Source organism: Ruminococcus flavefaciens MA2007 (assembly GCF_000621845.1).
Taxonomy (GTDB): domain Bacteria; phylum Bacillota; class Clostridia; order Oscillospirales; family Ruminococcaceae; genus Ruminococcus; species Ruminococcus flavefaciens_E.
On the sequence record NZ_JHXF01000007.1, the window covers coordinates 49,603 to 62,485 of the forward strand.

The window sequence follows — 12,883 nt, forward strand, 5'->3', positions numbered from 1 at the left end:
ATATAAGCTCATAAATAGCAATATTTCCAGTGAAAAAAGGTGCGGCGGCTTGCCGCTTATACAAAAAACGGACGTCAGTTTCTTCACTGACGTCCGCTTTTCCTTGCTTATCCGAGTGATTTAAGCTTCTTCTGAAGCTCTATCATATGATTACGGCAGGCTGTTATCTCGCCTGTGTACTTGTTGAACCACTCAACGTCCATTTCATCAGGCTGCTCCTGCAAAAGAATTGCCTGTACCAGAGCCGACTGTGAACGTGAACGCTTTCGCTCGATCTCTTTAATAGTGCTCATGCAGAGCTTTATTTCCTTTTTAAGACGGCTTTTTTCACCCATTTTAAAACCTCCTCTGCACTAATATCCTTGTTTATCCACCGCTCCGACTACTGCCGAGACCTCGTCGTAGCCCTTGTCCAGCTCGTCAATGATATCATTGACTGCCGTTTTAAGCTCTTCAAGCTTTGTTTTCATCTGCTCGGGATACTTCATAAGGCACGCGGTTATTTCATTGATAGCTTTCTTTTTTTCTTCAGGACAATCCATAAGGAATACAAATGAATTTGCCGCGCTCATGTCGCTGACGATACGCATATATCTCAGCTCCATATCGCCTTCGCCGTTTGTATAGGAATCTATGTCGGTAACGACCTTTGTAAGATTCGCTTTGTACTGCTTGCGGTATGTTTCCTGTACTCTTTTAGTCTCGTCCATGTAGAGTGCGATGAATACAAGAAGAGCTACAAATGTTATCAGAAAGAGTATGATCGCTCTAATCATTCTCCTTTTCATCAGTTTCTCTTGATTCAATCGTATTCACCTCGTTTTCGGGCTCAAAGCCTATCTTCTCAAGGCGCTTCTTCTCCTTTTCGATAGCCTCACGCATTGCGGCTTCGCGTTTTTCCTCGGGAGTGAGCTTATCCTTTTCCGCCGCCTCTCTGCCTATCTTCACAACGGTCTTTGCCTCGTAGATAGATATCAGCAGCATTGGTATCACTACCAGCAGCAGAAGGAGCTTCTTTACATTCACAAAGGAGTTCACCCAGATAAAGAACCTTGCCTTGCCTGTATATTTTCCGACTATCTTGTCCTGCGATACGCTTACCGTATCCGAAACAGGATTTGCGTCGCCCTTTGTGATATAGCTTCCGTCAGAATTCCTGCCCACTATTCTATGAGTCACAAGAAGTCCTTTTATATCGCTCTGCTCCGAATAGAAGGAGATTATATCGCCCTCTGAGAGCGCATTGGTATCGGTCTTTTCAACGACAATGTAGTCGCCCACGTGTATCGAGGGCTCCATACTTCCCGTTACGACTTTAAGAACACTTTTGCCGAATACGTTTACAGCCCTGCCCTTTGCCGAGCAAGCCATTACGTATATTACAAAGACAAGAGCTATTGCCGTGATAACAGCAACTATGATATTTGCTATCCTGTTTGATCCGTCGTCCTTTTCGGCTGTATTTACGCCCTCGCCGGTTATGCTTGCTTCGCTCTCACGTATACTCTTTTCTATCTCCAGCTTTTCCTTTTTGCGTTCAGCAGCAGCAAGTGCGATCTTCTTGAAGATGCTTACGTGATATTCCTTGTAGAGTCTCTTCATCTCAAGGTCGATAGCCTTCTGCTCCTCCGGAGTTCTGTTAGGCGGAGTATATGCAGGCTTCGGCTTGTTCTTGTCAGCCTTGCGCTTCCTGCGCTTGAACTTCATATCGCTGATGAATCGCAGTAAATCGTACTTAACACTGCGGGCATACTTTTTGTAGTAGACCTCCATGTCCTGACGTTCCTGCTTTTCGCGCTCTTTGAGTTCCTGTTTTTTCTTCTTATCGGCAAGTATCTGCCTGTACCTCGGGTTATCCGTGTCCGCAGGCACGATACCCAGCACCACTGCTAAGAAATGCCGTATAAGTCTTATGAGAACGTATATAGGATTCCACGAATATTCGCGGTATATCTCCTTGAAAGGCTTGCTTTCGAGACGTTTTCTTTCGGCTTTCAGGCGCTGAGCCCGTTCTGCCTCGGCTCGTTCCTTTTCCAGTCTCTGCTGCTCCAGCTTCTTTCGTGCCGCAACAGCTCTCGGATCCTCAAAGACTTCGCCCTCTGTCTCAGTCTCCATTTCTGCCTTAGCCTCAGCGATCTCTTCATCAGTGACTTCGCTGTAAGCCTGCTTTTCAAGCTCTTCCTGATCGGGCTCTCTGGTCTGGAGAGCCTCTTCGTCGAGACCTTCCGCCTCGCCCAGCTCGTTACGAGCCATTTCCTTATTCTGCTTGATTCGCTCACGCTCGGCAGCGATACGTTCTTCTTCCTCGCGTTTCAGGCGCTTTTCTTCTTCTCGCAGCCGTATCTCTTCCAGACGTGCAAGACGCTCCTCTTCAAGCCGCTGGCGCTCCCGCTCCTCTGCTTCCTGCTCGGCGCGTTTCTTTTCCAGCATTTCCTGAACTCTGCGTTCTTCCTCTTCCTTTTCGATTCGGATACGCTCCAGCTCTGCCAGTCTTGCTTCTTCGATACGCTGCTGCTCGGCAAGTCTTGCTTCCTCCTCCTGCCGTCGCTTTTCCTCCTCTGCCCTTGTCTGTTCGAGCTCGGCAAGATACGCCGTTTCTATCTTTATGATCTCGGACAGCTGCTCGAACATTACATTAAGGTCAACAGGAAGTCGCTTTTCAAATCTGAATGTTCCCTCGGCAGCGATATAGCCTGCCGCCGTTTCCGATGATACGCTGTAGTCCGCCGCCAGCTCCTTGTCGAATTTCTTCACGAACTTAGGAGCCATTGGTTTTGAGGTGTGGGATTTCAGCTCCTTCAGCTTATCCGCATTGTCGTTGTTCATGTACGAACGGAAAAGCAGGAGATTCAGAACTACCAGCTTGTAGAAATCGTCAACATAGTCCTGCTGGGGCTGTACTGCCGTATTCTGCACGTTGATCTCGTAGCCCACCTTGTCGTAGCTCTCGATGTACTGCCAGAGAGTAAGACAAGCTTTCAGGTCTACGTTTTTCATGATAGCGTTTGTACGCATTACAGGAGGTCGGATATAGGTGTTTCCGAGAGCCCTGCAAAGCTCCGAGCCCTTGTAGCCCTCAATAGCTGTTTTCAGCTTTTCCACTCGCTGCCATACGGTATAGCCGTTGGCGTCGTAGGTATCAAGGCTGTCCACGGTCTCTATCTTTACGTCTATCTTCATTTTTCCGCCTGCGCCGTCGTCCACGACGGTATCATATCCGAGGGTGAATACCTCCTCGTCACGGGATACCTGCGCAAGCTTCTCGTATCTTGTATTTATGAATATGTAAAGTCTGTCTATAAGAGTATTGACGAACTTGTTCTCATAGGTGAAAAGACTTTCCTCCTTATGGACATTCAGTATCTTTGAGGGAGTTATCTTTCCCGTTTTCTTGTCAATGCTCTGTATCAGGTCGGTATGCTGTGCTAAGTGCTTTACCGATTCAACTGTAGTTTTTCTCGACAGCGCTATAGGCACTATCTCCTCCACGTCCTCAATGGTCTTACGCGGATTTCTCAGGAAGTTATCCACATGGCTTATTCCGTTTTCGATAGCCTCAACCCATGATACGTCTATCGCCTTTTCCATTATCTTCCTGTTAAAGGCGAAGGTATTGCGGCTGGAGGTCAGCAGAGAATCAAGTGCCTGATATAACTCATCGCTGCCGAAGGTCTCGGAAAGAGTCTCAAACTGCTCGTACCATTTGCTGTATAAGTCGTTCACTTGTTTCTCACCTGCTCTTTATCCGAATCAGAACAGCTTCTGGAGTCTTTCGAGATAAGCTATAGATTCGTTCATCTTATTCTTTCCGAAAGTCTTGGTCATGTAAGCGCAGAGCTCGCGGAGCTCCTCTCTCAGCATTGCAAGGTTGAGGGATTCAAACTTTCGGAATATCTTTGTTGCGAGAATGTAGTCGATGCCGTCCAGCTCGTCGCCGCCGCAGGCTACATATACAGGAACAAAGAGGTTCATCTGCTTGAGGATACGGTTACCGAAGGCAACTCTCAGCTTTTCGATTACCCAGAGGTCAAGCTGCTGTATCTTCTTGAGATTTTCCTGTGAGATCGGGTACTTGTCGAACGCCTCCTTGAACAGCTTGTCAAGATGATCGAAGCCGAGGTTCATTGGCGGTGTATCGGGAGCGTCAAATGCAACGCCCTTGGTGTCAAGGTTGATAGGCTGCGCACGGTCGTATACCTTATCTGAAATAGCAAAGGTAGAATCGTCGTTATTAGCAGTACCTATATACCAGATATTCTGTGGGATAACTATCTTGCCCTTATCGAGCTTTACAGGATCGGTGCTCCATACGTTTGGAACGATATCCAGCTCCCACTCGTCAGCGTTAGGCATTTCGAGGATAGAGAGCATTTCCGCGAAGTAATACTCGACACGGGCGATGTTCATCTCATCGAGGAGGATAAGGTTTACATCGTTGTTATAGCCCGATGAATATATTCTCTTGAGAACTTCGGTCTCGTTGAAGTTCTTGGTAAATTCGTTGAAGTATCCGAAAAGCTCCGTTCTGTCACGCCATGAAGGCTGTACAGAAGCGATAGTGGTGTCAACCTGCAAAAACTTACCGAATGAGTAAGGAAGCGAGGTTTTACCTGTACCTGAGATACCCTGGAGGATAATGAGCTTCGTGGAAGCCATACCTGCCATAAAGAGCCAGATTATCTTGGGCTCGTAGTAAAGATGCATTCTCGAGCAGGCAAAATTGCGGAAGTTCTCGCAAATGCCGGGAAGGTCTATCTCATTGTCATATGCAGGCGGCTCGTAGGTCTTGTAGAAGGTGTCCACCTCGATGAGCTTTGAGAATCTGTGCTCGTTGGTCTGGACAACGCCGCTCTCCACAACAGCAGGAGCCGCAGCATCTCCGCCGCCCTCTGCGCCCTCAGCAGCCATAGTGCCGTCCGCAAGGGAAAGAGCGCCAGAACCGGCAGGAAGTCCCATCTGAGCGACCTTCATAGCCATTATCTCGTCCTTTTCCTTGGTCATCTTCAGCACCTTGCGCTGGAGCTCGCCTATCTCTTCGAGAAGGTCCTCGTTGCTGACGATAGAATGACGGAAACGGATATACTTCCTTATTCCGAGGAATATCATCATGAATATCAGCACATAGATAGCGATGACTATGATGATAGCCAGTATCGACAGCACCCAGCTGAGTGCGCTGTAATCCTGAGAATGCTCCTTAAAGATATTTATATAGTTTTTGATATTGAATATCTGCTTTATTCCGTGCCCGAAGCCCTTTACGATATCCGCATAGCCCTTGAGCATTTCAGAAATAAATGCAAAAAACCATTTCAAGAATTCATTCATAATATACTCCGAAAGTCAAATGCTTTCCCATATATCGCGTATTATTCGGCAGCCTCACCTGCTTTTTCAGCTGCTGCCCCAGCGGTCTCAGCCGCATTTTCCGCAATATTCTTGGCGTCATCTGCTGCTTTTTTTTCAAGTTTTTCAGCCTCTTGCTTTACTGCTTCAAATTTTTCAAAGGCTTCTTTCTTTGCCTCCTCAAAATTTTCTGCGGCTTTTTCGGCAGTATCCTCAGCCTTTTCGGCAGCACCGCTCACAGCCTCGGAGGCTTTTGCCGCCGCATTCTCGGCAGATTCACCCTTGCTTGCAAGGTACTCCTCGATAGCACGTCTCTTTATCTCTTCCTCGTCAAGCTGCTCGGCAGGTTCGGGGCGCTTTGCCTCGATGAGAGTAACGATGAACTTGTAAAGCTCGAACAGGAAAAACAGAGCCATCGGTATAACGATACAAATGAAGAAGCCCTTCTTTGTACGCATGAAGTTGAGGAACTTGCCTACTCCGCCTATCTTTGTTTCTGTCCACTTACCGATAAGGTCTCCCGAATAAGCAGGAGCTGTATCGTTTATGGGGTTGTTATCGCCTCGTGTGATGAAGCTCTTTGAACCGTCTGTGTCCTCGACCTCTACGATTCTATGGGTGTTCTTGACTCTTCTGCCGTCGATGACGGTCCAGAAAGTGATGACATCGCCCGATTTAAGACTGTTGATGTCGTCGATCTCCTTACAGATGATGAGGTCATTTTTGCTGAATGTAGGCTTCATTGAGTCCGACTCTACTGTCATGGGGATAAATCCGAAGATATTTGCAACTCCGTTGTTTTTTCCCGATGAGAAAACTATTATAGTGACAAGGAATGCGATTATAAGCACGATCCATGCAAGCACATTTGCAGTCACTCTTAGTACCTTTTTCATATTGTTTTTACTCCTTTATTACGTAGATTCAGTTATCTTAAAGCTCATACTCAGCTTTAGTGTTCCGCCGATTATGTCGTCGATACAGTCGGGATCGTTTCCCTCCAGCCATATCACAACGGTATACTTGTCCTTATCCTTTGCCTTGAAGCCTTCCGTAGAAGTTCTCATAACAACGCTTGAAGTCAGGAATTCACTGTCGCAGTCGCTCTCCTTGCCGCCGCCGTTTGATTTAGTCTTGCCGTAAACAGTCTTGACGCCGTTTTTATAAACAGCGACTCGGACTGCTTCATCGACGTTTTTCGTGACGTTCTCAATGAGCATCTCGCCTGTATAAGTCAGGGTATCATCTCCCGAATTGATCAGGTAGAAGGTATAGGCGATGAAGTTATCGCCGTTATGACTGCCGTTTACCTTATCTATATTATCGGGGAGGTCTTCTCCGCTTATATTTGTCATATCATAGACGATATCAGCATTCAGCACCGATATCGACTTATCATATTCAGGCGCTTCCGAAAGGGAAAGTCCCTGCTTTACCATATCGTACTTGTTGACCTTTACCGTAAAGCTTCCGAATTTATCGTAGAAATACGATATTCCGTAAGCTATGGCGACGATCAGTATAAGTATTATCGCCAGCAGTCCAAGGACTCGCATAAGCACGGTATGGCGCTTGACCTCTTTCGCGGTTCTTCTGAGTTCAAGGACATCAATTACCTTTTTATCCACACTGAACTCTCCAATCCATTATTAATTTTTTCAAGAATCTGATCTCCTTCTGACATATCTTTCCGTCATATACTTGCCCGAAAGGCTTCCTGCGCAGTACGAGCATTCAAATGAATACAGCGTTTCCGCCTGTCGGCTGTTGAAAACTCCGTCAGCAACAGGCTCGGAGCCGATATCGTTGACGAATGAAATTATTGATCTGACCGCGTTGTCCGAACGCTCTCCCTTGCCGATGTAGTTTGTGACCTCGGGACTGAGCATAACAAAATCAACGGGGAAATCAGAAAGGCGCATGAGCGGGCAGTTGCTTGCACCGAAATTGGTCAGCATAAAGTGAAAGCCCAGATTGCGCATTATCTGTATAGTTGAGGGCACCTGCTCGTCATTCTCCATGAGAAGCTTCTCAGAGAGCTCGAAGCAAATGCGCGTCGTCGGTATCTGATGCCGTGACGCATAATCAGACGCAAGCTTGGATGTACGCTTCTCTCTGAGCATTCTCACGGGAAGATACACCGAAAGCCAGCCGAAATTCAAATCTCGTTCCGCAAATGTGGCATTTGCCTCAAGAGCCTGTACAAGCTCCAGTCGGAAAAGCTGGTCAGCCTGATTGGTCATCTCGCATACGTCGCGGTACTTGTCGGGAGAAAGCACTCCCAGCTTGGGAGAATTGAGCATTGTACGGGACTGAAAAAAAGCAGTCTGACCGCTGGATATCTCCCTGATACTGCGGTAATTAAGCTCAACAGCCCGTAAACCGCCGACTGTGGTCTGAACTTCCTTATCTGCCATATTACCGCCTTCTTTCTACATTATATATTATTTATATTTGTTTTATTATACCATATTTACTGCGCAATGTCAATGAAATAACTATTAATTATAACAAAAATGCGGCGTTTTTTAACAAAAGCCGTTATAACAGCGAAATATTGATGTGAAATGATTTAATGGAAAAAACGTCCCCCTCTCGCTACAAGAGGGGGACGCCATGTTAAAGAGGTTTTTATGAGCCATTGATGAAAACTTTTTTATTAGTCCTGCCGAGTTCACACCCGTCAGGAGCAAAGCATATCGAAAGGCTTCTAAAAACTGTTATGGAGGAGTAAAAAATGAGAATTCATTCGCACACTATAAAGCTTCTTTATACCTTTTGTTTACAATTACATTATATCTCATTTAAGCCCGACTGTCAATATTTTTCTCTAATATTCACATTATAGCAAAACTTTTTAGCATTATATACAAATAAAGTTACAATTATTGCAAACAATAAGCAAATAGTATTTACGCATAGTATATTTGCGAACTTTTTTCTGACCAATTTATGGCAAATGTTCTGCAAGACCAATTTCCATTTATCAGAATTACACATTTTTAATAAAAATTCACTATTCATCTATTGAAATATATGCAAATTTGTGATATAATTAATTGCAGAATATGATTTCTAAGAGATACATGCCTGCACAAAGGGGAAAAACAGGCAATACAACAATATGAGAAAGTCATAACGCATTATGAAAGGACGGAATTTCTATGAAATACTCAGCAGGAGAAATAAGAGCTGCTCTGCAAAATAACGAGCTTACCACCTACTATCAGCCTCAGTACGACGCACTTACCAGCCAGCTGAAAAGCGCTGAAGCTCTGGTGCGCTGGATAAAGCCCGACGGCACAGTCATTTCACCGTTTTTCTTCATTCCTGTTGCAGAGGAATCCGACCTTATCATGGATATAGACTGGTACGTCACCGAGCTTGTCTGCAAAACTCTCGAAAAACAGAATATGATGCCCCAGTTCCCAATATCTATCAATTTTTCAAGAAAGCACATACAAGAAGACAATTTCGCAGAGAGACTCACAGCCATTGTTGATAAATACGACCTCCCCACCCTCTCATCGAGGTGGAGATAACCGAATCCGCTATGGTAGGCGAGGAGGAGCGCATACTTAACTGGATAGTTTCCATAAGAAATGCAGGTTTTACAGTAGCCATAGACGATTTCGGAAGCGGTCTCTCGTCGCTTCAGTTCGTCAAGGATATCCCTGCCGATGTTCTGAAAATAGACAAATCTCTTCTTAGCCACAACTGCGAGGACGAAAAGGAGCGCATAGTTCTGGAGAGTATATTCAGCTTTGCCCACAGACTTCACATGAAAACCGTCGCCGAGGGCGTTGAAACCAAGGAACAGCTGGGCTTTCTCCGAACCTGCGACTGCAACAGGATACAGGGCTATCTCTTCGCAAAGCCCATGCCCGAGGAGGATTACCTCTCTCTGTGCATGGTCCACAAGGCAGCGGAAGAGCCTGCGGACATATTACAGCTCCAGAGCCCTGCAAGTGCTGTAAATCTGCTTCTTGAAGCTGTTTTCCGCCGCTATCCCCTTGTTATTTTCACAAATCTCACCAGAAATACCTTCTATATGATGGCTTATCAGAACTTCACCACGACTTCATGCCCGTCAACGGGAGTTTTCGACGAGCTCATAGTTCACGGCACAAGCAGTATGCACCCCGACGACAGAGAAGCTTTCGCCACCACCTTTGACCGCAAGAATCTCATTGCAAAATACAGCGAGGGCGCACAGGAGATACGCCTTGTAACAAGACAGCTTGGCGACGACGGTGTATACCGTAAGGTAGAGACCACGGATTACTTCGTGAAAAGCTCCTACACAGAGGACGTCATAGCTATTACTCTCTGTGAGAACCTGCCCGACGATTAAAGGAAAGCGTTGTTTTCAAGAAGAATGTCATCACAGAACTGCATTTTTCTTAAAACCCCGAAAATATTCTTACCCCTCCGTATTCTATGGAGGGGTATTATTATATATAGCAGCTTTTGCTGTGACTTATCCTTAATAATCCGCATTTTTTGAACAAAAAAAGTAATATTTGAGTAGACAAGATATTGTTATCGTGCTATAATAATAAAAAAAGATACCGTAAATATATCTTCAAGGTAAAAGATATAAAAATACCTACCTGTGCTTATAAAATGAAAAGCACATTATTTTTGGAAAAAGCACTGAATATATAAAAAAACAGGAGGAAAACATGAAAAAATTCTCTATGGGCAAAGCGGCAGCAGGCATTTTATGTCTGGGACTTGTCATGCAGTCAGCATCCTTTCTGCCGGCTAATGCCGAAAACACAAGCAAAGTGACTGTAAACGAGGTCTGTTCAAAAAACAGCACATATAAAGCAGCAGACGGCAACCTTTACGACTGGATAGAGCTGTACAACAGCGACAGTCAGGAGGCTGACATCTCGGGCTGGGGCTTATCCGACAAGGAGGCTGAGCCATACCGCTACACATTCCCTGACGGCACAAAGGTACCTGCAAAGGGCAGGCTTATAGTTTTCTGCGACAGCGACGCAGGAGCAAATGACACTAAAATAGTTCCCTTCGGACTTTCGTCCACAGGCGAAACTCTCACACTTACCGACAAACAGGGCAATACAGCTCAGACTCTCACATTCGGCGCTCTTGCAAAGGACACCTCCTACGGTCAGTATCCCGACGGCAGCAGCGAGTTCTATGAGCTCAGCTGTACTCCCGAAAAGGAAAACGCAGCTCCCGAGGGCTCTGCGGCTGTTCATCAGCCTGCTTTCTCAAAGGACAGCGGTTTCTACGACAGCAGCTTCGCTCTTACGCTGACAGCCGATGAGGGCTGCACCATTTACTACACAATGGACGGCAGCGATCCAACTATAGAATCCGAAAAATACGAAGCTCCCATAACCGTCAAGGATATGTCGGATACCGAAAACCGTCTCAGTGCCCGTACAGATATAGCTCCAAACGGCATTGAAAAGCCCCGTGAGAACGTGGACAAGGCTGCTGTTATCCGCGCTGTATCAGTTGACAGCGAGGGACGCATAAGCGCTCCCGTTACAAAGACTTACTTCATCGGTACCACAAATTCGGGCTATTACCCAAAAATGAAGGTAGTATCCCTTGTTACCGATCCCGATAATCTTTTCGACTACGAAAAAGGCATCTACTGTCTCGGCAAGGCTTTCGAGACCGAAAACACAGGCGGAGGCAGAAATGTTCAGCCTTGGAACCTCATCGCAAACTACTCGATGCGCGGCAGAGAGTGGGAGCGCCCTGCAAGCTTCACCCTCTTCGAGAACGGTGAAAAAGTCCTCGAAGAAAATGTAGGTATCCGTATCAAGGGCAACTACTCACGAAGCCTCGCGCAGAAGAGCTTCAACATCTATACACGCAAGGATTACGGCATACCCGAATTTGAGTATGACTTCTTCGGCGGCAAGGCAACAAAAGCCAAGAACGGCAAGTCTATCAAAAAGTATGAGGGCGTTGTTCTCAGAAACGGCGGCAACGACAACGGCACTGCATTCTTCCGCGACAGCATAAACCAGAGCCTTATCACTGACAGAAACTTCGCATATCAGGCAACTACAGAGTGCGTGGTATTCCTCGACGGCGAATACTGGGGAATCTATCAACTCATGGAAAAGATAGACAAGCGCTATATCAACGAGCATTATGGCATAAAAAAGAGCGATGTGGCTATCGTCAAGAACGGCGAGCTGGACGAGGGCACAGAGCAGGACCTTCAGGACTGGCTCCAGCTCCAGAACGGCGTTATCAACGGCACCGTAAGCTATGAGCAGTTCTGTCAGAAAGTCGATATACAGAGCTATATGGACTACATGGCAGCTCAGATATACTGGTGCAACGCAGACTGGCCCCAGAGAAACATCTCCATGTGGCGCTCCGACGCTATAGACGAGGAAAATCCTTACGCAGACGGCAAGTGGAGACCTATCCTCTACGATACAGAATCAGGTCAGGGACTCTACGGCAGCTATGATAAGTCCGCAAATGCAGACTGCTACAGACGTCTAAAGGAGCTCCGTGAGGACGGCGAATTTGCTCAGATGTTCATAAAGCTTCTTGAAAACGACGATTTCCGTTTGCAGTATTCAAGAACATTCATGGATATCGCAAATAATAACTTCACCACAGACAAAACAAAGTCCGTGGCTGAGAGCTATCTGAACAACTACAAGCAGCAGATAACAGACAGCTTTGCTCGTTTCAATTCACGCAGCTCAGGCGGTGAAAGACAGCTTGAAAGCGCTTACCAGACCATAATCAATTTCTACGCTCAGCGCTTCCAGTACGCAGAGAGCACAACGAGACAGGCTGCAAAGCTCAGCTCTAATCCATACACTCTTACAGTCAATAATAATGCTTCTATTGGCAGCATCAAGCTCAACACCCTTGACCTTGGCGCAGTTTCCAAGTGGAGCGGCAAATATCACGGCGATTACACTATCGACCTCAGTATTTCTCCCAGCGAGGAGGCTAAGTTCACACGCTGGAGCGTCAGCGGCGCAAAGATAGTTGAGGGCGATGAGACCTCAACATCTATAAAGATACAGCTCCAATCCAACGCTGTTGTAAGACCGGTCTACGAAAACGAAGTTATCATCGGTGACGTAAATGCAGACGGAGATTTCAATGTTGCCGATATCGTTATGCTGCAAAAGTGGCTCAGCGCCGACAGAAATACCGAGCTTGCCAACTGGAAGGCTGGCGACCTCTGCGAGGACGGCGTTATCGACGTATTCGACCTTGTGGCAATGCGCAGAGAGCTTCTGCTCGCCATGAGAGGCACCGATACACAGCAGACTACCGAACAGCCGCAGAATAATGACCAGCCCAAGGGCCAAGACCAGCCTAAGGAACCGAATCAGCCACAGCAGCCTGAAAGAACGCAGGGCGGCGAAAGACCAAGAAGATAAGACCACAGGAGCAGTTTAACCATAGTGCTTATACAGAAGTTTTATGCTTATTATTGAGAGAACCCCTTTTGAAAAAGGGGCTTCTCTCAAACTCTCTCCCTAAAACTTTCAGTTTTATTTTTTCTCAT

At 46.4% G+C, this 12,883-nt stretch carries 8 protein-coding genes and 1 pseudogene; 2 read left to right on the top strand and 7 right to left on the bottom strand.

The features are described from left to right. Nucleotides 1-107 precede the first annotated feature (107 nt). From T497_RS0103465 to T497_RS0103495, 7 genes are read right to left on the bottom strand one after another with little or no spacing between them, the layout of a single operon-like run. Nucleotides 108-335: a hypothetical protein gene (locus tag T497_RS0103465; RefSeq protein ID WP_028514413.1), complete on the bottom strand. Its 228-nt coding sequence runs from the start codon at nt 333-335 to the stop codon at nt 108-110. Nucleotides 336-353: 18 nt separating this feature from the next. After that, entirely contained in the window at nt 354-776 is a 423-nt protein-coding gene (locus T497_RS0103470) for a hypothetical protein (protein ID WP_037324386.1), read from the bottom strand. Continuing rightward, nucleotides 769-3,723 carry a signal peptidase I gene (locus tag T497_RS0103475; RefSeq protein WP_028514415.1) on the bottom strand — a complete coding sequence of 985 codons (2,955 nt, stop codon included), beginning with the start codon at nt 3,721-3,723 and terminating at the stop codon, nt 769-771. Before T497_RS0103475 ends, T497_RS0103470 begins: the two co-directional genes overlap by 8 nt. A gap of 27 nt (nt 3,724-3,750) precedes the next feature. Next, nucleotides 3,751-5,328 (bottom strand): hypothetical protein, encoded by a 1,578-nt coding sequence (locus T497_RS0103480; RefSeq protein WP_028514416.1) that lies wholly within the window; start codon nt 5,326-5,328, stop codon nt 3,751-3,753. A gap of 41 nt (nt 5,329-5,369) precedes the next feature. Then, on the bottom strand, nt 5,370-6,242 hold the full coding sequence (locus T497_RS17300) for a signal peptidase I (protein WP_080693284.1): 873 nt from the start codon (nt 6,240-6,242) through the stop codon (nt 5,370-5,372). 18 nt (nt 6,243-6,260) lie between these two features. Further along, nucleotides 6,261-6,974: a hypothetical protein gene (locus T497_RS0103490; protein WP_242839965.1), complete on the bottom strand. Its 714-nt coding sequence runs from the start codon at nt 6,972-6,974 to the stop codon at nt 6,261-6,263. 30 nt (nt 6,975-7,004) lie between these two features. Further along, nucleotides 7,005-7,763 carry an EAL domain-containing protein gene (locus T497_RS0103495; RefSeq protein WP_028514418.1) on the bottom strand — a complete coding sequence of 253 codons (759 nt, stop codon included), beginning with the start codon at nt 7,761-7,763 and terminating at the stop codon, nt 7,005-7,007. 747 nt (nt 7,764-8,510) lie between these two features. On the opposite strand from T497_RS0103495, the pseudogene T497_RS15675 reads away from it, so the two are divergent. Next, nucleotides 8,511-9,700: pseudogene (locus tag T497_RS15675) on the top strand (EAL domain-containing protein). Between the two features lie 331 nt (nt 9,701-10,031). After that, nucleotides 10,032-12,755, top strand: coding sequence for a CotH kinase family protein (locus T497_RS15680; protein ID WP_080693285.1), 2,724 nt, complete (start codon nt 10,032-10,034; stop codon nt 12,753-12,755). Nucleotides 12,756-12,883: the final 128 nt, after the last annotated feature.